The 24,564-nt window shown below is 43.7% G+C and carries 18 protein-coding genes; 1 reads left to right on the top strand and 17 read right to left on the bottom strand.

The genetic code is table 11. The annotated features are described in order from the left end of the window. Positions 1-117: 117 nt before the first annotated feature. The 10 genes from G6N79_RS00755 to G6N79_RS00710 all read right to left on the bottom strand — a co-directional run bounded on the left by G6N79_RS00755 (position 118) and on the right by G6N79_RS00710 (position 8,614). Positions 118-1,707 carry a M28 family peptidase gene (locus G6N79_RS00755; RefSeq protein ID WP_103904707.1) on the bottom strand — a complete coding sequence of 530 codons (1,590 nt, stop codon included), beginning with the start codon at positions 1,705-1,707 and terminating at the stop codon, positions 118-120. Positions 1,708-1,722: 15 nt separating this feature from the next. Continuing rightward, entirely contained in the window at positions 1,723-2,160 is a 438-nt protein-coding gene (gene rpiB, locus G6N79_RS00750) for a ribose 5-phosphate isomerase B (protein WP_103904706.1), read from the bottom strand. Positions 2,161-2,166: 6 nt separating this feature from the next. After that, positions 2,167-3,039: a twin-arginine translocase subunit TatC gene (tatC, locus tag G6N79_RS00745; protein WP_103904705.1), complete on the bottom strand. Its 873-nt coding sequence runs from the start codon at positions 3,037-3,039 to the stop codon at positions 2,167-2,169. 90 nt (positions 3,040-3,129) lie between these two features. After that, entirely contained in the window at positions 3,130-4,491 is a 1,362-nt protein-coding gene (gene accC / locus G6N79_RS00740) for an acetyl-CoA carboxylase biotin carboxylase subunit (protein WP_103904704.1), read from the bottom strand. 61 nt (positions 4,492-4,552) lie between these two features. Further along, positions 4,553-5,041: an acetyl-CoA carboxylase biotin carboxyl carrier protein gene (gene accB / locus G6N79_RS00735; protein WP_103904703.1), complete on the bottom strand. Its 489-nt coding sequence runs from the start codon at positions 5,039-5,041 to the stop codon at positions 4,553-4,555. A 65-nt stretch (positions 5,042-5,106) separates the two neighbouring features. Then, on the bottom strand, positions 5,107-6,096 hold the full coding sequence (locus tag G6N79_RS00730) for a beta-ketoacyl-ACP synthase III (protein WP_103904702.1): 990 nt from the start codon (positions 6,094-6,096) through the stop codon (positions 5,107-5,109). A gap of 5 nt (positions 6,097-6,101) precedes the next feature. Beyond that, complete coding sequence (gene plsX, locus G6N79_RS00725) at positions 6,102-7,040, bottom strand: phosphate acyltransferase PlsX (RefSeq protein WP_103904701.1); 939 nt, start codon at positions 7,038-7,040, stop codon at positions 6,102-6,104. Between the two features lie 103 nt (positions 7,041-7,143). Beyond that, positions 7,144-7,335 (bottom strand): 50S ribosomal protein L32, encoded by a 192-nt coding sequence (rpmF, locus tag G6N79_RS00720; RefSeq protein WP_103904700.1) that lies wholly within the window; start codon positions 7,333-7,335, stop codon positions 7,144-7,146. A gap of 15 nt (positions 7,336-7,350) precedes the next feature. Further along, entirely contained in the window at positions 7,351-7,887 is a 537-nt protein-coding gene (locus G6N79_RS00715) for a YceD family protein (protein WP_103904699.1), read from the bottom strand. 76 nt (positions 7,888-7,963) lie between these two features. Next, positions 7,964-8,614 (bottom strand): epoxyqueuosine reductase QueH, encoded by a 651-nt coding sequence (locus G6N79_RS00710; RefSeq protein ID WP_103904698.1) that lies wholly within the window; start codon positions 8,612-8,614, stop codon positions 7,964-7,966. Positions 8,615-8,740: 126 nt separating this feature from the next. On the opposite strand from G6N79_RS00710, the gene G6N79_RS00705 reads away from it, so the two are divergent. Further along, complete coding sequence (locus G6N79_RS00705) at positions 8,741-9,808, top strand: hypothetical protein (protein WP_103904697.1); 1,068 nt, start codon at positions 8,741-8,743, stop codon at positions 9,806-9,808. A gap of 54 nt (positions 9,809-9,862) precedes the next feature. Here G6N79_RS00705 and G6N79_RS00700 read toward each other — a convergent pair whose 3' ends face one another. From G6N79_RS00700 to G6N79_RS00670, 7 genes are all read right to left on the bottom strand, one after another. Next, positions 9,863-10,720, bottom strand: a complete 858-nt coding sequence (locus tag G6N79_RS00700; protein WP_103904696.1) for a transglutaminase-like domain-containing protein — start codon at positions 10,718-10,720, stop codon at positions 9,863-9,865. Positions 10,721-10,764: 44 nt separating this feature from the next. After that, positions 10,765-11,430, bottom strand: coding sequence for an ABC transporter ATP-binding protein (locus tag G6N79_RS00695; protein ID WP_103904695.1), 666 nt, complete (start codon positions 11,428-11,430; stop codon positions 10,765-10,767). Between the two features lie 288 nt (positions 11,431-11,718). Then, entirely contained in the window at positions 11,719-14,115 is a 2,397-nt protein-coding gene (locus tag G6N79_RS00690) for an ABC transporter permease (RefSeq protein WP_103904694.1), read from the bottom strand. A gap of 87 nt (positions 14,116-14,202) precedes the next feature. Continuing rightward, positions 14,203-16,569 carry an ABC transporter permease gene (locus tag G6N79_RS00685; RefSeq protein ID WP_103904693.1) on the bottom strand — a complete coding sequence of 789 codons (2,367 nt, stop codon included), beginning with the start codon at positions 16,567-16,569 and terminating at the stop codon, positions 14,203-14,205. A 191-nt stretch (positions 16,570-16,760) separates the two neighbouring features. Beyond that, positions 16,761-19,226 (bottom strand): FtsX-like permease family protein, encoded by a 2,466-nt coding sequence (locus G6N79_RS00680; RefSeq protein WP_103904692.1) that lies wholly within the window; start codon positions 19,224-19,226, stop codon positions 16,761-16,763. A gap of 132 nt (positions 19,227-19,358) precedes the next feature. Then, positions 19,359-21,758 (bottom strand): ABC transporter permease, encoded by a 2,400-nt coding sequence (locus G6N79_RS00675; protein ID WP_103904691.1) that lies wholly within the window; start codon positions 21,756-21,758, stop codon positions 19,359-19,361. A 30-nt stretch (positions 21,759-21,788) separates the two neighbouring features. Next, on the bottom strand, positions 21,789-24,191 hold the full coding sequence (locus G6N79_RS00670; protein WP_103904690.1) for an ABC transporter permease: 2,403 nt from the start codon (positions 24,189-24,191) through the stop codon (positions 21,789-21,791). Between the last annotated feature and the right edge of the window lie 373 nt (positions 24,192-24,564).

Raw genomic sequence — 24,564 nt, 5'->3', positions numbered from 1 at the left:
ATTGTCAAGAGAAATTTTAATTTTTTTTCATTCGTCATGAGCATGACTGAAAAGGTTTCAGATACAAAAAAAGGCCGTTCTGCTGAACGACCTTTTCATATGTGTTGTGGTAAATGCTTATTCCGTTGTAGGAAGCGGTTTATCGACCACTAATTTTTTATCACGGTTTGCGATATCCCAAGCGGTATGGAAAACCAATTTCTCACGTTTTACCATCATTGGAAAATCAATTTTATCCACTGTATCGTTTGGTGTATGGTAATCAGGGTGAAGACCGGAGAAGTAGAAAATTACCGGGATACCATGCTTAGCCAAGTTGTACTGATCAGAACGGTAATAGATGCGCATTGGATCCTTCGGATCGTCGTACATGTAATCCAATTCCATTTGGGTGTAATCCTTGTTGGCTTTCTCGTTGATCTGTTTCAATTCCGAGCTCAACATATCCGAACCGATGGCGTGGATATAATTGTGGTTACCTTCTAAGTGTTTGTCATCGATACGACCGATCATGTCCATATTTAAACAAGTTACGGTGTTGGCCAATGGGAAAATTGGATTCTGGGAATAGAAGTTTGATCCTAGCAATCCTTTTTCCTCCGCTGCGAAAGCCATGAAAAGAATTGTTCTACGTGGTCCCTTGCCGTCGTTCTTAGCTGCTGCAAATGCTTTAGCCAATTCCATTACGCCCACTGTTCCCGATCCATTGTCATCCGCACCTGGGAAGAAAGTTCCATCAGGAAGCACACCATCGTGGTCGTAGTGACCTGAGATAATAACCACCTCGTTTTTCAGATCCGTACCTTCGATAACACCCAGTACATTTGGATCGTTGAATTCTTCTTTCTTCACGCCCATCGTAGCATCTACGTTCGCTTTTACGGTAAACGTATGTGGCTTTCCGGTGGTGGAGATCTGTTCTCTGACTTGCCCTAATGAGGTTTTATTTGCACTTAGGATCTGGCTGGCAATTTCTTCGGTGATGTTCGCAACAGGAATGCCCATGGTTGGTTGGTTCGCTGCTGTTCCTTCAGAACGAAGTGTGAAACGGCCACCAGTTAAACGAGAGCCAAAGCGTTTGATCATTTCCGTATTCTGAGGGCTTACGGCGATGATCATCGCAGGATTCAATTTCGTAAGTTCCTGTGCTTTTTTGAATCGACTGGTTGACCAATCAGATTGGGTAGATGTACCTGTCACCAATGAGTTGCCAGATTTGTCTTTCGGGTCGCCTTCGTTCAAGAATAAAACAACCTTACCTGCGATGTCCTGACCAGCAAGATCATTGTATTTTTCCGATTGGATTCCGTATCCAACCACAACAATTTCCGATGCTTTGAAGGCCTGACTATTGTTGTTGCCTTGCACGAAGAAATCCTTTCCGTTGGTATATGGGGTATTGTTGATCGAAAAGTTATCCACGACATAGGATTGTTTTTCCAACGCCACAGGCTGATAATATGAGCCATTCACTGCTGGCTTTAACCCCAGGTCCTTGAATACTTTTGCGATGTATTCCACTGTTTTCTTGCCACCTTCCTGTCCGGTTCCCCGACCGGCAAATTCCTTGGAAGCAAGGGTTGTCAAATGCGCTTTCGCTGAAGACTCGGTCAATAGGTCAGCATACTTCTTTTGAGAAGCTTGCTGAGCTACGGAGCAGCTGAAAAGCGTAGGGACTAAAAAAGAAAGAATTAGATATTTTTTCATGCTTGATGTAATTGGTTATGCACAGCTGATTTTGTTTACGCGATTGGCATGGCGTCCACCTTCGAAATCCGTTGTCAGGAAGGTTTTCACGATGCGTTTAGCCAATTCCAGGTCAATAAAGCGGGCCGGGATACAAACGATGTTGGCGTCGTTGTGCTGGCGTGCCAGTGCGGAGATTTCCTCCAACCAGCAGATGGCCGCACGGATACCTTGGTGCTTATTGGCCGTAATGGCCACACCGTTGGCACTTCCACAGATCAGGATGCCCAATTCGTTTTCCTTGTTTTCCACGCTCGATGCAACAGGATGCGCGTAATCTGGATAATCTACGGAATCTGCAGTAGCAGGTCCAAAGTCCTGAACGGTATAACCCAGTTCATTCAATAGCTCGACTAGAGCTGTTTTATACTCAAATCCGGCGTGATCACTGCCGATTGCAACTTTTTTAGACATGATATGCTATTTTGTATTGTAAAATTCTTTTTCTGCTAACTCCTTGGCGCGTTTCACATTCGCGGAAACCATGATACTCAATTCATAGAGAATGAACATCGGTGCACTCACCGTTAATAACGTAATAACATCTGCGGTTGGTGTGATGATCGCTGCGATGACCAAAATAATGATAACAGCGTAGCGGCGACTGGCGCGCATGAATTCCGGTGTCATGATGCCGATCTTCGATAGGATAAAGATCAATATCGGTAACAGGAAGATAATACCACAACCCAATGTCAATGTAGCGATGGTGGATAGGTAGGAGTCGATGGTGATCTGGTTGGTGATTTCTTCACTTAACGAAACGTTCGCAAGGAAGTTCACCGATAACGGAACCACGATGTAATACCCAAATAACGCACCTACAATGAATAGGAGTGTAGCGTAGAGAACAAATCCACGGGCTGACTTCCGCTCGATCTCGGTCAATGCCGGCTTAATGAATAGCCACACCTCAAAGAGAAGGTATGGGAATCCTAGGGCTACGGCCATCAGCAAACAGGAGTTGATCTGTAACATGAACTGCCCGGCAAGCTCGGTATTGATGATGTTGAATGGAATCTTCTCCACACAGAAACCCTCCAGGTTCAACGCCGCACCTACTTTACACATCATACGGTATGTCCAGAAATCAAGGTTCTTCGGACCCATGATGATCTGATTGAAGACGAAATCGTAAAAGGTAAAGGATAGGATCGCGAAAACTGTTACGGCGATTACAGAACGGATGATGTGCCACCGCAAGACCTCCAGGTGATCAAAGAAGGACATTTCTGCCTCAATGTTCTTGCCCTTGTTCTTGATAGCCTCAATAAGTTTAATATTCTTGGACATGTATTTCTATGCGCGTATGATAATCGTAAGAAAACAAAAATACCATTCTTCGGCAGAAGAATGGCATGTTTTGTTTATGTAAAGTAAATTTTATACAACTTCCTCATCTGGATACTCCGTAAGGTCGAAAGTTTCCATGAATTTCGTTGTGAAGTTCCCCGCTCTGAAGTTCGGGTCACGCATCAAACGTAAGTGCAATGGGATCGTTGTTTTTACGCCTTCGATCACGAATTCGCTCAGTGCGCGTTCCATCGTATTGATTGCTTCTTCACGTGTCTGCGCCACAGTGATCAATTTCGCAATCATGGAATCGTAATTTGGCGGAATGCTGTATCCGGAATATACGTGTGTATCTACGCGAACACCGTGACCACCCGGTGAGTGGAAATTGGTGATTTTACCTGGCGATGGACGGAAGTTGTTGAACGGATCTTCCGCATTGATACGACATTCGATCGCATGCATCGTCGGTTCGTAGCTTTTTCCCGAAATAGGAATGCCTGCAGCAACCTTGATCTGTTCTTTGATCAAATCGAAGTTGATCACTTCTTCCGTTACGGGATGCTCCACCTGGATACGGGTGTTCATTTCCATAAAATAGAAGTTGCGGTGTTTATCCACTAGGAACTCAATCGTTCCAGCACCTTCATATTTCACCGCTTGCGCACCAAGGATTGCCGCTTCACCCATTTTCGCACGCAATTCTGGCGTGATGAATGGCGATGGCGCTTCTTCCACTAATTTTTGGTGTCTACGTTGGATGGAACAGTCACGCTCCGAAAGGTGACATACGGTGCCATATTGGTCACCAATAACTTGTATTTCGATGTGTCTCGGGTCTTCCACGAATTTCTCCAGGTAGATACCATCGTTTCCGAAGGCAGCACCTGCTTCCTGACGTGCTGAATCCCAAGCTGGTTCGAACTCTTCATCTTTCCAAACGATTCGCATACCACGACCACCACCACCGGCAGTAGCTTTCAAGATAACAGGGTATCCGATTTCCTGTGCCAACTTGATACCTGTTTTTACATCAGGAACCAAACCATCCGATCCAGGGATCGTAGGCACGCCGGCTCTCTTCATGGTTTCTTTGGCCGATGCTTTATCGCCCATCTTTTCAATCTGATCAGCGGTAGCACCGATAAATTTGATGCCGTATTCCGCACAGATTGCCGAGAATTTAGCATTCTCGGATAGGAAACCGTAACCTGGGTGAATAGCGTCTGCATTGGTCAATTCCGCTGCAGCAATGATATTTGGAATATTTAAATAAGAATCCTTACTCGCAGGTGGACCGATACAAACCGCTTCATCAGCAAAGCGAACGTGCAAGCTGTCGCGGTCTGCCGTAGAATATACGGCCACACTCTGAATCCCCATTTCCTTACAGGTACGGATGATGCGAAGTGCGATCTCACCTCTATTTGCAATTAATATTTTTTTGAACATAATTCTGTATGATGTAACACTTTATCGTTGGGCACTAAATAATCGGGACTACAGTCCGGGATTAGCTAGGGTCAACCAAGAATAAAGGTTGGTCGTATTCTACAGGCTGGGAGTCTTCCACAAGAATCTTCACGATCTTACCGGATACTTCCGCTTCGATTTCGTTGAATAATTTCATGGCTTCCACAATACAAATAACCTTTCCGGAAGTGATTTCATCACCTACGTTAACGAATGATGGTTTATCTGGACCTGGAGAACGGTAGAATGTACCGATAATCGGAGATTTGATCGTGATATATTTTGAGCTGTCATCGGCAGCAGGTGCTGCTGGAGCTGGACTTGCCGCTGCTGGTGCTGCTGGCGCCGCAGCTTGAGGTGCAGCCGCTTGAACAACCTGTGGAGCTGGAACCGTAGCCGTAACATAAGTAGGCTCTTGGTTTGTCTTTATCGTAATCTTGAAATCTTTCTCCTCGATTGATACTTCATTCACGCCTGATTTAGAAACGAATTTGATCAGATCTTGAATCTGTTTAATATCCATACTCATATGCTAGTAGGTTTGTTTAATATTTTAAAAAAATGTTAGCTATAAAGGTAATAAAATCCTGTGGATTAGTAGGCCCATTTTAAATAAATAGAACCCCAGGTAAAACCGCCACCAAAAGCCGCTAATATCAAGTTATCGCCTTTTTTCAGCTTGTCTTCCCATTCCCACAGACACAGTGGAATCGTGGCACTCGTGGTATTTCCATACTTCTGAATGTTCACCATTACTTTTTCCTCAGGCAATCCTGCGCGTTCAGCAGTTGCATCGATGATGCGCTTGTTGGCTTGGTGTGGTACCAACCAATCCACCGATTCGGAGGTCAGGTTGTTGCGCTCCATCACTTCGGCAGCAACATCGGCCATATTGGTTACGGCGAACTTAAATACGGTACGCCCTTCTTGGTAGGCATAGTGCAACCCAGCGTCCACCGTTTCGTGGGATGCCGGATGTAAAGAACCACCGCCTTTAATGTTCAGGTATTGACCACCAGAACCATCTGTTTTCAATAAAGAATCAATCACACCGTTGCCTTCGTCGTTTGGTTCCAAAAGCACGGCACCACAACCATCCCCAAAGAGGATACAGGTGTTGCGGTCTTTGTAGTTTACAACGGACGACATCTTGTCGCCGCCCACTACCAAAACTTTCTTATGTTTTCCGGACTCAATAAATTGAGTACCTGTTGTCAATCCGAATAAAAATCCAGAACATGCAGCCTGAAGGTCAAATCCCCAAGCATTGATCGCACCGACTTTGTCGGCAAGGATATTTGCAGTCGCAGGGAACAGCATGTCAGGGGTACTGGTACAGAAAATAATCAGGTCGATTTCCTCGGCAGCAATTCCTCTTTTTTCCAAGAGGCCCTTAACTGCGGGAACCGCCAAGTCGGAAGTTGCCTTTGTGGGATCTTTCAGGATTCTTCTTTCTGAAATACCAGTACGGGTAACAATCCATTCATCATTGGTTTCCACCATGGTTTCCAACTCTTTGTTGGTCAGGATATAGTCAGGAACGTAACCATTTACTGCAGTGATAGCTGCGTGAATTTTTGACATATTATTTAGTTAAATGCTGATTTGATCCGATCAATGAAATTTGAGGAGATCATATCTCTTGACAATAGGACCATATTCTTGATTGCTTCAGGGGTTGAGATACCGTGGCCGATGATTACCGGTGCATTCACACCGAGGATCGGACTTCCACCGTACTGCTCATAGTTGAACCGATCGAAGAACTGGTCTTTGAAACCTTTCTTTAGTGTAACAACATAAAATGACTCCGCAAGTTTGAGTACCACATTCCCGGTATAGCCATCACATACCATAACATCCGCATGGTCACTGAATAAATCACGACCTTCAGCATTTCCGATAAAGTTGATTTTGGTGTTCTCTTTCAATAGGGGATAGGTAGCAACGGTTAGGTTGTTGCCTTTTTCTTCTTCTTCACCAATGTTGAGCAGGCCCACTTTTGGGGATTGGATACCGTATACATGTTCGGCATAGATACTTCCCAAAATTGCAAATTGGTTGAGCATTTCAGGTTTACAGTCTGCATTGGCACCGACATCCAATAGGATTCCGAAGCCGTCTTTCAGCTTAGGGACATTGGTGGCAATAGCCGGACGCAGTACACCAGGTACGGTCTTCACGCTGAACATGGCGCCAACTAACATGGCACCGGTATTTCCGGCAGAAGAAAAGGAGTCGATTTCTCCCGATTTTAACAGCTCAAATCCCTTTGCAATGGAGGAATTTGGCTTTTGCGTGATTGCTTTTGTAGGGTGCTCATGCATGCTGATGTTTTCAGGGGCATGAACGTAATCAAATTTGGAGGGGTCACCAGCGGCGGCGGCAATGGCCTTTCTATTGGCTTCTTCATCGCCAAATAGAACGATTCGTTGTGAATCTTCCAGCTGTTTCTGGGCTTCAATTGCGCCTTTGATATTCGAATCCGGTGCAAAATCTCCCCCCAACACGTCTAATCCAATCTTCATTCGTTATTATTTATATTATTCAATAATACGCAAAAAACATCCCAAGTGAAAGCTATAATATAAAATATTATACTTTTTTGGGATGTTTCCAATAAAGATGTCGTTAGACAGCAGCGGTGTTCTCGATAATTAATTTACCGTTGTAGAATAAGTTACCATCTACTGTGTATGCGTGGTGTGGTCTGTGAACCGCGCCAGTTTCTTTACAAACAGTTAAGCTAGGAAGTTCAGCTTTATAGTGTGTTCTTCTCTTGTCTCTTCTAGATTTAGAAGTCTTACGTTTTGGATGTGCCATCTCGTATCTTTTGTTTTAGTTATTTTTAATATTTTTCAATGCTTCCCAACGTGGATCAATGTTCTCTTCACTGTCCAGGTCTGATGAAACTTCTTCGTTTTGAATCCTGTCTAACATCTCCGGGTCACAGCTAATGCCGTCGCCATTTTCGCTGCACTTCGGATATGGAGGTACTGCCACATTGATGTACTCGTAGAGTAATGGGGCAATGTCCAGTTCATAGTCGTTCTTGGAAAGCGTGATCACCTCATCGGTGTCATTGTCCCAATCTTCGTCGCTGAATTTTACCAAGGCACGCTCCTGCAGGTGAACCGGGGAATCAAAGGTTGATAGGCAAACATCACAGGTCAACTGAATGGTACCTTGGATGTCGAAAGTTGCAATCAACATATTCTCCTGTTTCTGTAGGTCAACGACCGCTTTCAGGTTTCCCTCCTTTATCAGGGAATGTTCGTAACAAGCAAAGAACTTCTCATCGATTTCAAAATCAAAACTGTGTTTACCTGTTGAAAGACCTGAAAAGGGTATTCTGTATTTTTTTAGATACTTCACAATCTTGCATTTGAGCCTGCAAAAGTAACGATTAATAAACTATAAATGAAATTTATTTTTAAAAAATCGCACTTTGCTATTCGTAATAATTTTTACCTAATTCAATTTTCGGGCGATCGTTCGCCATGCGCCATTTATTGGTGTCCCGTAGGGAGTATGCACAGCCACAATATTCCTGCATGTAGAAGCGTTCGCGCTTGCTGATTTCCAGCATCCGTGCCGAGCCACCCTTTTTGCGCCAGTTGAAGGTCCAGTACTCCATGTTCGGGTATCGGGAAGCTGCGCGCACACCGCAATCGTTGATCTGGGACATCGTTTTCCAACGGGAAATACCCAAGGAACTCGAGATCACATCAAATCCATTTGCTGCAGCATATTCAGCGGTCTTCTCGAAGCGCATGTCAAAGCACATCGTACAGCGGATGCCCCGCTCCGGTTCATGCTCCATGCCCTTGGCCAACTCAAACCAATGGTCCACATCGTAATCCGCATCGATAAATGGGATATTGTGCTTCTCCGCAAAACGGATGTTCTCCTCCTTGCGCAGGTCATATTCCTTGCGTGGGTGGATGTTCGGGTTATAGAAATAGATCGTGAAATCTATGTTCGATGCGATCAATGCTTCCATCACCTCCCCGGAACAGGGCGCACAACAGGAGTGAAGCAAAAGCTTCTTCCCTGCGTTTGGCAACTCCAACTGTTCCCTTTCAAATTCGTTGTTCTCCATCGTATTCAAATCTATTCTGCAATTTTACACAAAAACGTTTATTTAATCAACTTTAACAATCTTTGACGCCCCTAGACCTCCATGCATCTGGATTATTTTATACATTTGTAATAAAATTAGAAATACATGACGTTCAGGTACCTCTATACGCTACTCGCTTTATTGACATTGGTCGCGTCCTCATCATGCAAACGTGATGACGATGAACCGATCGTGAACAGAGACATTTCCAGACTTTATATTTCCTATTCGGAATTCGAACGGGATCCCCAAAGACCCAAATTGAAGAATTTATATGTCATTACGGCGGCGGATTCTATAGAATTGGGTGCAGGTGCTTTTGCGCAAGGGTATCAATCTAATGTACAGGGCGGTTCCACCATCCTGTTTCACCCCTCGGCAAGGACCATTTTTCAGGCATCTCTGAATACAACCCAGGCAGATACCACCATCTATTCGTTGAGGGTAGGTGATTATGGAGCGCTCAGCCCATCCGGAAACATCGCCAATGCGCGCCTTAATGGAGTGCGTGGCTTGGTATACCATCCGAGTTTGGATAAGCTATATGCCGTTCGCGTATCTCCTGACAGTTCGTTCGTCTATGTGTTCAATTTGCCACGGGGTATCAGGAATTATGCAAAGACCTCCCAGAATTTCCAGATTGCTGACAACCGCCCCGTTTGGGACGCAGCGATCGTGCAGAGCAAGATGTACCTAAGCCGTACAGATAAAGATGGTGGAATAGACATTTATAACAATATGGTCATCCAACGGGATACCTTGGTGCCGAATGTGAAACCGGATATCATCTTGACGATCCCAGGCTCGGAAAATATCCGCGGCATGTCGATCGACACGGTGAATAATATGTTGGCAGTGGCGGATTTTACCGGTACGGGCGCGAGTTCAGTCGGACGGATTTTGATCTTTGACAATTTCTCCGAAATGGCAAAATCAACAGGCAATATCACCCCTACACGCATTATTACAGGAGCTTCGACAGGATTGAAGCAACCCGTAGATGTGGATTTGGATTTCCGTAAGGATAGCGATTATCTGTTCGTTGCTGACGCGGTTTCCAAGAAGGTCTATCGTTTCAAGAAGACCGATACTGGCGATGTCAAACCGGATAAGGAGTTCGTCTCCCCCGGAAATTATACACCGATCAGTCTTTCACTGGATGCCCGGCAATAAGGGAAATTCTGCAAGAAATTATCAAGATACGATATGGAAGAAGAGGAGCTGTTTTTACGACAGCTCCTCTTCTTCTATTAGGGACAGTAAGGTCTCTACTTCCAGTTTCTTCTCTGCGTTGTCAACATGTTCATAGGCTGCGATCAGGTTCCTCAATACCCGTTTGATAATGGAGACATTATCGCAGGGGAGGGTGTATTGATCGGAAAGGGGGAGGTTCAGTTGGCGAAGGAATGCATAGATATCCTCCTCGCGCATAATCTGTCCCCGGTTGAACACGTTGATGTAGAATAGGACTTTGTCGTGTTGTTCGCCATCCACATAGGCCAGCACAAAGTGTTTCGGGAGGTTCACCCCATAGATCGGGATGTCCAATTTCTCAGCCACCAAGGCGTAGATGCAAGCCAGACTGATCGGATTCCCTTTCTTGCTCTCCAATACCTTCTGGATAAAGGAATTCTGCGGATCATGGTAGTTGCTCGTATTGCCCGATAACCCAAATTCCCGGAATAGGATATTGTTGAGCAATTTCACTTTCTCCACCGGACTCATATCATACATCAGGTGGTACCAGGCATTCCGGCGCAGCTCGGCAAGTTGGTAATACACCTGTTCCTCGTTCATGTTCGGGTACTGGTATCTGTTGATGATCAATAAGCCTTCCAACAGATCCTCCGTATTGTTCAATTTCCATAACTGCAGGTCGTTCTTCACCTGGTCGTATTGGATCTTGTGAATGATATTCTCAATTCTACTTTGCGATACAGGATCGAAGGACGATTCCCAGGAATGCTCGAGCAAAGGAATAACTTCCGGACCACAGGTGATCAACTTGTGCTCGATTTCCAGAAAGATTTCCCGATCGGGATCATCCAAAAGGTAGATTAGTGCTTTAATTTCTTTTTCATTCACACTGAAAATTACGAAAATTTTAGCACTTCCTCAAATTCGATGGCCTAATCTTGCTTCAGCTGGCCATCCAACATGTGGATGATCCGCTTTCCATATTCGGCATTCTTCTCCGAGTGGGTCACTTGAATGATCGTGACACCATCGTCATTCAGTTGGTTGAAGAGTTCCATTACTTCTTCCCCCTGTTTGGAATTCAGGTTACCGGTCGGTTCATCAGCCAACAGCAATCGTGGAGATCCCGCCAGAGCCCGTGCGATACCGACCACCTGTTGCTGGCCGCCCGATAGTTGGGCAGGGAAGAGATCCTTTTTCCCAACAATGTTGAAACGGTCCAAGAGATCAGAAACGATACTTTTGCGCTCAGAAGAGGACAGGTTCTTATAGATAAGTGGCGTCTCGATGTTTTCATACACCGTCAGTTCATCAATGAGGTGGTAGGATTGGAACACATAACCCACATGCGATTGAAACAACTGCGAACGCTTTTTGGCCTTCATCTGCAAGACATCCTCACCAAGGAAATAGTATGTACCTTCGTTGGGTTCATCCAGCATCCCAATGACATTGAGCAAGGTGGATTTCCCCGATCCGGATGGCCCCATAATGGAGACAAAATCCCCAGCCTCGATCGTTAGATTGATATCTTTTAAAATAAAGGATTTGGTACCCCCAACATTGTACCATTTGAAAATATGTTCGAGTTTTATCATGTTATGAATGTGGTCTTTGCTGTAAAACGCTAATTTAATTTTTCTAACTAATCATTAAGTCAATTCTTGGAATGTATTTCCGTGAATGAAGCTATGCTATTGAATTTTAATTTGCAATCTGCTTGCCGATTTTGTAATTAATTGTGCGTCAATGGCTTTCTGTTGTGCATTGTCTGGGTATGTCCGTAATCGGACAATTACCGTTCGGAATTGGACGGTTGTTTTGTCGTAGACACAAGGATGTATTTGATTTTATTTAACGCCAATCGAATCTATATCCATTTATATCTATTCATCCCTCAAACTATCCACCGGGTTTACCCTGGCTGCCCGAAACGTCTGCCAGGCGATCGTGCTCCAAGCGATTGTCAAGGCGATTATCGCTGCCAAGGCGAACATCCACCATTGGATATCGATCCTGAACGCATATGCCTGTAACCAACCGTTCATGATAAACCATGCCAAGGGAGCAGCGATCAGAAAAGCAATCACCACCAACTTGATGAAATCCTTCGATAACAGGAGGATCAGATTGGACACCGAGGAACCCAATACTTTACGGATCCCAATTTCCTTGACGCGCCTATTAATCGTCAGTAATGCTAGTGCAAAGAGCCCCATACAGGAAATAAGGATGGCGATACCCGTGCCGACCATCACAATTCCGGAGAACCTGCGGTCACTCTGGTACAAGTTCTGGGTGTTTTCATCCAGGTATGAAGCGGCAATTTCCGCTTTTGGATTTACCTTTTTCCAGATGCTCTCCACCTTTGCCAGGGATGCTTTCAGATCCTGGGTATTGACCCGTACAAAAATATAATCTACCGTAAAAACATGTGGATTGATGGACAGCGATAGGGGTTCCACCTTTTTGCGAAGATCCTGGAAGTTGAAATCATCGATGATACCGATCACCAAGGACTGCCCGTTCAGGTTGATGCGCTGGCCCAATACCTTCTCGATACCGCCCATCTGCTCAGCCATCTGCTTATTCAGAATCACTGAATTGCTATCCGTGGCAAACTGGCGGTCAAAATCACGCCCTGCCAAGAGTTTGATATCCATGGTTTTCAGGTAGTCGTAGTCGATGCGCATATAATTGGTGGTATATTCCCTGTTTTCCTGATTGAACCCGAAAACGGAGCGTCGCGTACTAAAATCATTTCCCATGCCCATATTCACGTCCGCGGCACTGACCGCTGTCACCCAGGACTCTTTGGCCAATTCTGCCCGCATTCGGTTCAGGGCATCTTCATGGTTGATCCCGTTTCCAATCGGAATACTGATCACCTCTGTTTTGTTGTATCCCAAAGGTCTGTTGGCCATGTAATTCAGTTGCGAGCTGATGACGATTGTTGCCACAATCAACAGGATAGCAATACTGAATTGCAGTACAGTGAGGATATTGCGCAAGCGTGATGATTTTACCTTGGCAGTTCCTTTTAAAGAATGGATAATATTGCTGTTGGCAATGCGCCATGCAGGGTAACCGCCAGCAATCAGAGTGATTCCCAAAAATGTAACCAAGAGCCACATCAGGTTCGCTGGGGTCAACAACTGCTGAAAACCCAGTTTATAATTCATATTGGCGTTGTATTCCGGTAGAATCAGATAGGCCAGCAACAAACCAATGCCGAGGGCTATCAAGCACAACAAAAAGGCCTCTGTCCACAATTGCACGACCAGATTCTTCACTGTAGCGCCTAAAGTTTTCCGCGTGCCGATTTCCTTGTTGCGCAGCAGGGAATTGGCCAACGAGAGGTTGATGAAATTAGAACAAGCGATAAAAACGATCAATCCTGCAATACCCAATAATATCCAAGGGAAGGAGGCCGATGGACCGTTTGCAATCCCCAGATTACTCAGGTGAAAATCAGCAATGGGGATTAGGTGCAGGGAATAATAGGCTCCATTCTGATCCTGCTGGCCACCATCTCTTTTGAGATTTTCAATTGTCTCCTTAAAATATTGGTTGGTGAATCCACTGACTTCCTTCGCGAATTTTTCATCATCCACCTTTCCCGCTTTCATCTTGACAATCACATCGTGGTTAACGATATCCCAGCGGTCTTTTTCCGCCGCATAGTTTGGCCGTTGTTCAAAGCGCATCAGACTGTTGAAACGGAGACTTGAGTTCGTAGGTGAACTGGCCAATACAGCGGTCACGGTACGAGGCGACCATACGCCATCGGACAGTACTTCAACCTGTTTGCCAATGATATCCTTGCTATTGAATAAACGCATGGCCATGGCTTCATCAAGGACAATGTTGCCCAAATCATTCAACGCCTTTTCATCGCCTTCAAGGATAGGGAAAGTCAATATGTCCATAAAATCTCTATCGACGAATTTATTGGAGGATTCCAGTTCCTTATCGCCGTGGCGAAGGATGACATTGCTGTTGGCAATACGAGAGGCTAAAGCAATGCTTGGAATCTGTGCCTTCAATAGGGGAGCCAGCGGGGCAGCCATTGATGTGTTATAATTCACGCCGCGTTCGGGTTGGCTCTTGCTGTACAAAAGACCGATACGGTCCACATCCTTGTGGAAATTATCATAGGAAAGTTCAAAACTCGCCGTTAGAAAAAGGATTATGGCAGATGCCAACGCGATCGCCAAGCCGATAATGTGAATGAAACTCAAGGACTTGGCCTTGATGATATTTCGCCATGCTATTTTGAACATCGGGTATGCTATTTTAATTCGTTTATAATCAATTCATATTTTTCGGATAATCAGCGAACGGCAATACCTTCTGCACGTTCTATCCAGCTATTCGTCCTTCAGGCCGACAACTGGGTTTGCTATGGCTGCTTTCCAGGCTTGATATCCAATGGTCAGCAGGCTGATGATAATGGCAGCCAATCCGGCAACCACAAAATAAACCCAAGATATTTCAATCCGATAGGAGTATTCATTTAACCAGGCATGCATCATCCACCATGCCAGTGGGGAGGCAATAACCAAGGCCAGGATAATCAATTTGATAAAGTCCATGGAAAGCATGGAAGCAATCTGGGAGACTTTCGCGCCGAGCACCTTTCGGACCGCAATTTCCTTTGTCCGCTTTTCCGCGATATAGGCTATCAGTGCCAATAGGCCCAGGCAGGAAATAAATATGGTCAGGCCAGCGAAAAGTTTCGAGAGTGTACCAATGGATTGGGCCTCGCGGAATTTATTCTCATACTGCTTATCTACAAACCGGTACTCAAAAGGATATTCCGGATTGAATTTCTTGAATATCGATTCAATCGTCTTCAAGTTCTGTTCGGTACTGTGCACCGGATTTAACCGGTAATGTACCGTAGAAAAGGAGGTAGCAGGGCCTTCAATAACCAAAGGCTCTGCGGTATCAAATGGTGAACTTAAAATAAAGTCCTTAACAACACCAACGACTGTAAAACTCATGAAACTGTTTTTTACAGTCGCGCCAATGGGATTTTTTAAACGCATTGTTTTTACCGCTGTCTCGGTCAATAGCATCGCCGTACTATCGGTCGGGTAGGTGTAGATATCAATATCACGACCTGCAACAAGCGTCATTTTCATAGTTTTCACGGCATCAGCTTCGCTACTATAGCGAATAAAACTTATACGCTTGTCTTCCTCTGTACTGCCTGGCCATTGAAAGGCCCAACTCGTACTATAAACTTCTGTAATTGGGGATAAGTTCTTGGAAACCGATTCAACAGCTCCACTTGCCAAAAGTTCATTCCGAATGTTCAAATAATTCTTGCCGATATCCCCCACCATGTTGGTATAAGCCAATCCATTTTCATTATATCCACGTTCACGATCCTTGGTATGTTGTATCTGTTTGCTCACCACAATGGTAGAAATGATGAGGATAATCGCAAAGACAAATTGCAGAACGACCAAGGCCGATCGCATAGTAAATTTGTTCCTTCCTGTGGTTAAACTTCCTTTTAGGGTTTTGGCCGGTGTAAATGCCGACAGGAAGAAAGCCGGATAGATGCCAGCCAGCACACCCGTGAATACGGCAAATGCGATTAAATACAGCCAGGTCTGAACACTGAGTACAGAAATTTCCAGATTTTTAGCGACTAAGGAATTGAAAGCGGGCAGGATCAGGATGACCAATAGAATGGCAGCAACCAGCGCTATCAAGCTGATGAGTACACTTTCGATGATAAACTGGAGGATCAGTTGAGACCGCCTGGCACCTACTACTTTCCGTACCGCGACTTCTTTTGCTCTTTTCTCACTTTTGGCCGTGCTGAGATTCATGTAATTGATGCAGGCCACAGCGAGAATGAAAACACCTATCCAGGCGAATAACCGGACCAATTGAATTCTTCCACTGTAGAAATCCCCTCCCTCACCATTATCGTAAAGAAACCGCTTTGAAAAAGGACTGGCAAAAACTTTCAGTGTATTCTTTATGATAATTTCCCCGACATTGGCATGCCGTTGCGTGATCAGCTCCACTTTTTTATTGAATTGTGCAAGGTTACTCTCCGGTTTCAACAGGATAAATGTCTCGGTGCTGTTATTGTTCCAATTATCATCGAAATACCCTATTTTCTTTGCGTATTCCCATGAAAGGAGCATATCAAAACCCATGGTGGTATTGGCGGGAAGATCCTTTATGACAGCTTGCACAGTCACCTGGTCCAAGGAGTCGAGTTTAATGATCTTACCGATGGGGTTCTCATTTCCGAAAAGCTTCGTGGCGAATTTTTCCGTGATTACTGTCGTCTTTGCATCCGTAAGCAATTTATTTTTCTGCCCTTTTACAATGGGAAATGAAAACATATGGAAAAATCCTGAATCGACAAACGCCGTTCCGGTATTCAAGCGTTTCTCTTTGTAGCTGACCAGCGGGGTCAGATCTGTAGAATAGCGTGTTCCGGTTTCAATTTCAGGAAAATCAGACAGGAGGGTAGGCAACATGATCCGTGGTGTTGCTCGCCAAGCCCAATCTTTGCCGCCATTGAAATCCCGATTGGACATGGCATAAATGCGGTCAAGTTTCTCGTGAAACCTATCCATAGTCAGCATATTCTGCAGCCAAAGCGCAATCAATATGGCACCGGCCATACCAATCGCCAAACCCAATATATTGGTTGCCGAAAAGGCCGTATTCTTTCTAATATTTCTCCAGGCAATCTTGAACATATTCAAATAAACCTTTAGTTATAAATCGTATGAATAATCCCATGTCTCACCAGTTTCAATTGTTTTGCCAAATTGATAACTAACATAATTTCAGTACTTTGCGTTAAATTTATCCGTGTGCCCTGTTCATTATCGGACGGTTGCTGTCCAATGCAGAACAGGGAATTCAAGGCCAAGTTTCTATGTCAATCCTACTCATCTCTTAAACTGTCCACCGGATTTGCTTTTGCGGCTTTTACAGCCTGATAACTGATGGTTAGTACCGCTGCCAACACGGCCAATAGGCCACCCAGAATAAACGGAGTCCATGAAATTTCGATGCGGTACACAAAACCTTCCAGCCAGGTGCTGCATGCCCACCAAACAATCGGTGCTGCAATGAGCATGGCAATAATGACCATCTTGACGAAATCCTTGGATAGCATCGCGACGATACCACTCACCGAAGCACCCAACACTTTACGGATACCAATTTCCTTGCTCCGTTGAAAAGCGGTCAGTGTGGCAAGTCCGAACAAGCCTAAGCAACTGATGAGAATGGCAATTGCCGTACTGATATTGGTGAGTTTATACAACTGTTGTTCTTTATTGTAAAATTCAGCAATGCTGTCGTCATAGAAAACAGGAGAGAATGTATCCGCCGGGAAATGTACGCTCCAGGCAGTTTTTATTTTTTCGATTATCGCTGGCCATTCTTTGCGCTGATCCGGATCGAGGCGAATGCTGTAATTTTGTAAATCTCCCTTACCGTACATCAGGATTAGGGGCGTAATTTTAGTATAGAAATCTTGGGTATGGAAATCCTGAACCACCCCGGTTATGGGAAGGGTTAGGTTATCCTGCGTTAAAAATTTGCCCACTGCGTCCGTTGGATTTTTGAAACCAAAGGCGGCCATCGCACTCGCATTGATCACGTATCCGTTTGCTGTATCTGCAGGAATTGGGGTTTTACCCGCCAATAATTTAAGGCCATAGAACTGCAGGTAGGAAGTATCGATGTTTTTTCGGAATAATTCTTTTTGCACGAGATCCTTACCATCATCCGGTCGGTAAGCATAGGCGTTGGAGCTATAACTATTTGAAATCGGTTGATCGCCCATGGTAACTCCTAGCACACCTGGAATGTTACGAATCTCGTCCGCCAGTACCATTTTTTTATTATCGGATCCCGGTTCGATCATTTGCTTATAGGGTATATTGCTCAGCAAAACAGCATCTTTTTTAAAGCCCATATCCTTATTGATCACGTAATGGAGTTGCTGTCCAATGATTATTGCCCCTACGATGAAGATCTGGGCAATTATGAATTGGAATACAATGAGTGCTTTCCGAAGATTGATTTTTTCACTACCCGCTGTCACATGTCCCTTATTTCTGAAGATCTCCACAGCATTTACCTTGCTGATCAACCAGGAAGGATAAAGGCCGGCTAATAGCATTGTAACGATTAATGTACAGGCTAAAGAAAGAATAACTACTGGTGGATCGGAATAATTCTTCACCTGCTCGCTGATGAGGTCGCCAAGGACGATAAATCCAATCTTTCCGACGAAATAGGATAGGACCGAAGCAATGCAGACGATAATTCCAGTTTCGATCATCATTTGTGCGATCAACGAACCGCGGGATCCCCCTAGGGTCTTGCGGATACCAATTTCCTTGTAGCGCTGTGGCATTTGTGCGGTACTCAGATTGATGTAATTGATACAGGCAAGCAGCAGCAGAAAACCGGCAACGGCAATAAGTCCATAGACCACACGCTTGCTTGTTTTCGGATTATCACCTTCCTCCAAGTCGGTGGCAAAATGGGATTCGGCGATCGGCATGGTTATCATCGTTCTGGTGAAGTCAAAAGGTAGGATATTCTCTGCCTTGATCTGTTTCCACTTGGTATCGACCATAGCTTGGATCCGTTGTTTGGAACGCGCAAGAGTAGCCGCATCTTTAGCTATAAAATATACCTTATCTGCGCCGTTGCTGCTACCCCAAGACTGCAGCATATTGTCCCGCTCTGTTCGGAGAACAAGGCTAAATTCCTGACCTGTATATTCGGAAGGAAAGTCTAGATTGGCCACCACACCGGAAATAACACGCTGAATGGTGTCGTTATAGATGATGGTTCTGCCGATGACTTCTTCGGGGCTGCTGTTGGGGAAGTAATGTTTCGCGCGCTTTTCAGTCAGTACCAATTGATGGGGTTCCTGAAGCGCCGTTTTCTGATTCCCCGCCAACCAATGGTAAGGCACCATGGAAAAGAAATCTGCTGTAGTTTCTACCCATGCTGTTTCGTTCCAATCTGGTTCCTCAAATTTGCGCTCCTGCTGCTGGACCTCCGGAACAGTGACATTCATGAGCGATTTCCTGAAATAGGGAACCACCTTATCGAGTCCCATGGGATCTTCCTGCAAAGCAAAATAGATAGGTCGGGAAACACCTGCAAAAAGTTGATCCCGATCTTCCGTTTTAAAATGAGATAATAACCGGTATACGTTTTCCTGCTGGGGAATACCTTTCTCATAACTCATTTCATAACTTACATACTTATAGATCACCCAACAGGAACTGATGCCAATGGTTAGCCCCAAGATATTCAAGGCACTGAATAGGGGATTTCGTCGAAGCTGACGGATGCTGTTTTTTATCAATTGGTTTATCATGGCGCTAATTTATTTGCCTTGTATTTTTAAGGTCGGATGCGCAAGTATAATGAACTTACTATGCATAAAACCGATCTCTTTATCTATATTAATTTACTTTTCTGTCCGCCGCCAAGCGGATATTTTTCCAAATTATTCATCCCGCAAGCTATTAACCGGATTTGCCAGTGCCGCTTTGACGGTCTGATAACCTACTGCCAGCGCCGTAATCAGGATGGAGATCGCAGCTGCCAAGGCAAATGACCACCATGGAATTTGGACCCTGTACGTAAATCCGGCAAGCCAAGCATTCATGATATACCACGCTATCGGCGCTGCAATCAGGAAGGCAATACAGACCAGTTTGAGGAAACTTCCGGACAATAGGCCCGTAATATTAAATACATTGGCGCCCAAAACCTTTCGTACCCCGATTTCTTTGCTCCGTTGTTCAGTGGTGAAGCCTGCGAGGCCAATCAGTCCCAAGCATGCAATAAATATCGTTAGGAAGGAAAAGATCATGATGATCTGGCTGCTGCGGTTTTCACTGCTATAGAGACTCTGTACATGGGAGTCCACAAAGGTAAAGTCATAGGCCGCATCGGGCAATTCCCGTTTGAAAAGCGCTTCCAATTTCTGGAGATATCCGGGAAGGTCGTTTGTGTTAAATCGGATCAATAGCTCCCGAACACTTTCAGAAGGCCCATTCATGGTGTAATAGGAATAGCCGCCAATCGATTCTTTCAAGCTCTGGAAATTAAAATTCTGAACGACCCCACGGATAATTGATTGCTTATTCATTTCCGTTAGGATCTTTTTTCCTATCGCCTCCTGAGGCTCAGTATAGCCCAGGAATTTTAGGACCACTTCATTGATCAGTACATAGGTGTTGGTATCTGTTTTGCTGAGATTGGCAGGAAGATCCTGTCCTGCCAGCAACGTTAGGCCCAAGGTTTTCGTTATGGGGCCAAAGGTGCTGGAAGTCGTGGTGGATAAACCGGTTTTATCACCAATTTCCCGGTAGGTGGTTTTACCGCTTTCATTATCACCGGGCATGGATTGTACGGGCGTAGAGGCCAACGTACCTGGAAGTTGGTTGACCAGGCCCATGATGCTCTGCAATTTTTCCATGGTATTGATGGACTTAATCGGAACGGAAATAACCTCCTGCGGATTATAACCAAGGTTTTTCTTTTTCACAAAATTCATTTGGTAGAGCATTACGCTCACCGAAATAATCAGTACGGATGAAATAATGAACTGAAAGATTACCAAACCTTTTTTAGCGAGCTCTACCGTCGAGTTTTTTAAGACCGACTTATTCATTAGGATCAGGGAGTTAATCCTGGACATGTACAGCGATGGGAACGATCCGGCAAGAACGGTAATCATCAACCAAAGTACGATGCTCCACAGGATAAACTCCAGGTTGAATAGGTTTGTAAGGGAAAATTCCGCCCCTGTGATGCTTTTAAAGAAAGGGGCCAGGACAATGGCTAGTACAAAGCCAATCACGAAGGATAAAAAAGTAACCAATCCCGTTTCTGTATAGAATCGTAAGGTGATTTGTGATTTACGCGCTCCCAAAACTTTATTGACGCCTACTTCTTTTGCGTTTTTGCTGGTTCTGGCCGTTGCGAGGTTCATGTAATTGATGCTGGCAATCAATAGGATCAGCGCGGAAAGGCCAAGCAAGGTATGGATGGTTTTTATATTGCCCACCCTCGACGTGTAACCACTCCGAAAATCGCTCGAATAAAGATGAACTTGAGAAAGAGGCTGGAAATAGAAGTTGGTATAATACTGCTCATCCTTTGGGATATTCTTGTCGATTAGCGCTGTTGCATTTTTCTCCATCTGCGCCATATCAGCACCTGCCTTTACCTGAACATAGGTTTCAAAACTGGCATTCCCCCAGGATAGGTTTTTGCCCATCCAATTGTCCATGATGTTGTAGATCATCTCAGCATCCAGCGTGCTGTTGCTCGCAAAATCCTTATATACACCCGTTACTCGAAGTGTGTCCTTCTGATTAATGGCAATCAACTGATTGATGGCATTGCCATTGGGGAAGAATTTCTTCTTCCGCGATTCCGAAATAACGACACTATTCTTTTCCTTAAATACAGTATTCGGATTACCCTCTACGAATTCCACATGGAACATACTGAAAAAGGAAGAGTCTGTAAGGAACAACCGATCCTCCATAATCGTTTCATTGCCAATCTTTAGGGATGCTTTTGCGCCGAAATCATGTTTTACCATTCGGGTGAACTTCAAAACACCCGGAACATTCTCCTTAACCTGTGGTCCTACGACATTGGGGAGGTTGACCCAATTTTCCGAGTTATAAGTCGGAGTCATTTTCATGTACATGCGATAGATGTCCGCTTGATTGGGGAACATGCTATCATAGCTCATCTCATACTTGGTATATGCCAGTAGCAGGAGCGATATCGCTAAGCCGATGGATAGGCCGAGGATATTAAGTAGGCTGAAGAATTTGTTCTTCTTCAGGTTCCTAAAAGCTATTTTGATATAATTGGTCAGCATAATGCGAAGTTTTTAAATTGTGATAAGAATTTATTCGTCACGTAGGCAATCAACCGGATTGGCTATCGCCGCTTTGAATGAATGATAGAACATAGTTAAAAAAGCTATAATGAGGGTGGCAATTGCTGGAATGCTAAACATCCACCAGGTCAACTCCATTTTGTAAGCAAAATTTTCTAACCATTTGTTGATGGCCCACCACGCAACCGGGGAGGCAATAATAATGGATATGAAAACCAAAACAAGGTATTCTGTTGAGAGCAATCGAATAATTCTCGAAACTGAACTTCCCAATACTTTCCGTATCCCGATTTCTTTGGTCCGTTGACTAATGCTAATGGTCACCAAACCAATTAGTCCTAAACAGCTTAGGAGAACAGTAATTCCTGAGGAAAGATTGATGATGCTTGAAAATCGATAATCGCTCTCATAAAGCTCTTTCATATTGTCGTCAAAAAAAGTATAATCGAATTCATCATTTGGATAGAAATTTTTCCATTCCTTTTCTAATGCTTCCAATCCTTTTCTCCATTCGCCGGTATTATGTGAAAGTTTGATACTGATATGCTTGAGTTGGTCTCTATCTTTGCTTGGGAAGATGGCTAATGCGTCTGTTTGACTATGCAGTGTTGAACTGTTGAAATTTTGTAAAACGCCGATAATTGCTATTTGCTTTTCGTTCATTATAACGGATTGGCCAATCGCCGCTTCCGGAGTTTTAATGCCAAGTTCTTCCAGTAATTTTTCATTGACAATAAAACCTGATGTACTATCCGATAACTGCATGTTTCTACCGGCTAACAATTTAAAATTGTAGGTGTCCAAATAATCCTGATCGGCATACTTTAACGCGATTGGACACCTCACTTCTCCTGTATCTGTTTGCATGCTGATGGATGATCCATAATATTCGCCACTCATAGGTAAATGGCCCAACGCTGAGCCCTCAATTTCCTTATATTTCTGTAATGATTCCTTCAGTAAATTTGGCCTGTTATCATCTGGCTTATCTTTAGCATGGGGAAGGTCTAAAGAAACAATGCTATTGTGTTGAAAACCCAAATCTTTGTTTAGCATAAACTGGATTTGGAAACCCATTAAAACAGTTGAAATAACAAATATCTGTGCAATGACAAACTGGAAAATAATAAGAGCTTTCCTCAACGGAATGCTTCCAAACTTCAATTTGCCAACATTTTTCATTTTGATGACTTCCGAAATTTGAACCTTGTTAATCAAATATGCAGGATAAAAGCTCGAAACTAAAGTCAATAACAGTATGAGGAAGAATAGGAAAATAGCGACAGGAAGGGTATCTGAAAAATTGTTTAAATCGGCCGGTATATAGGTGCTGAAATATTTTTCAAAAAGCTTGATCAATGGCCATGAAAATAATAGGGAAATGCAAGAGATCAAAAAAGTTTCGGTTATAAAACTGAAAAGAACATTTCGAGGTTGTTCGCCCAAAGTTTTTCTTATACCAATTTCTTTCGCTCTGAACGGTACTTGAGCTGTTGTTAGATTGATATAATTAATACTGGCAAGCACCAACAGAAATGACCCAATTCCAATTATGCCATACAATGTTCTTTTATCAACACTTCCATGAATCATTTTGTTAAAATGCAGGCTTTGAAGTGGAGCTAATCCGAATGATTTTCTTACGTTGTACTTTGCAAGGTTTTCAGCATTCACCTCATTCGATTTTTTTGTTAGAATATCAATAAAGTTCTGTTTTGCCTGTTCATTGGTCAATTTAACATATAGCTTGTGGTTTGAGGTCACCATATCCCAGTTGTCACTCTTAAGATCTTCCTCCTTAACGGGTACAAATTCTTTTTCCCGGAAACTACTCGTTTTTTCTAAATCCTGAATGACACCAGTGACTGTAAAATTAACGGTATCAATTTGTAATACCTTTCCCAATACTTCTTGTGGTTTGAGATTCGGGAAATAGAACCGCGCTCGTGAATTAGATAATACGATTTCGTTAGGTTGTTTAAAAACAGTTTCTTTATTTCCTGCCAACCACGTATAGGGGACCATTGAAAAATAATCCTTAAAAGTACCTGTTATAGCGGGTTGGTTGCTGAATTCCCGTTTACCATCAGCATCGGCGACAGTTATTTTTTCATAATAATATTTATATTCTGGTGCTACCAATTCGGCTGATGCGATGTTTTCTTTTACATAATTAGCAATAGGAATATTTACGCCATCAAAAGAATTTGATTCTTCACCTTTTTCCATGGTGGAATATACTTTGAAGATTTTTTCTTGATCTGGGTGGTCCTTGTCAAAGCTATATTCAAAATTGACAATTCGAAATACAATCCAACAGGCGCTGATTCCTATGGCTAGGCCAACAATATTTAGAAATGTAAACAACCTGTTTTGCCAAAGTCTACGGAATAAAAGGTTCATTCTTTTCATGATAATAATTTATTACGATCAATGACTGTTTTTAAGTCAATCCATTTGCCAGTATTGTAAGTTGCTTATTTACAACTTGTTGTTTGTGTGTTGGTTGTTAAGTTGTTCGATATCGGACGGTTTTTTGTTCACTACCGAACAGTGATTTCCGGGTCAATTATAAAAAACCGGTCGATGAGGATTTTAAACAGAACTTCCGTTTCACATGGATGGATTTCCTCGGAATTATTTTGTAAATTGAATAAAAATTAATTTTGAGGATTATTTCTAAAAAAATACTGCGAAATTTTTTGGAAAACTACAATTTAGTCCAATGGAATTAAAGCCAATCAAAACAATTGAAGATTATAATCAAGCCTTAAAAAGGTTAGAA

This window comes from Sphingobacterium lactis (assembly GCF_011046555.1).
GTDB lineage: Bacteria > Bacteroidota > Bacteroidia > Sphingobacteriales > Sphingobacteriaceae > Sphingobacterium > Sphingobacterium lactis.
This window is presented reverse-complemented; position numbering and strand designations above follow the sequence as displayed.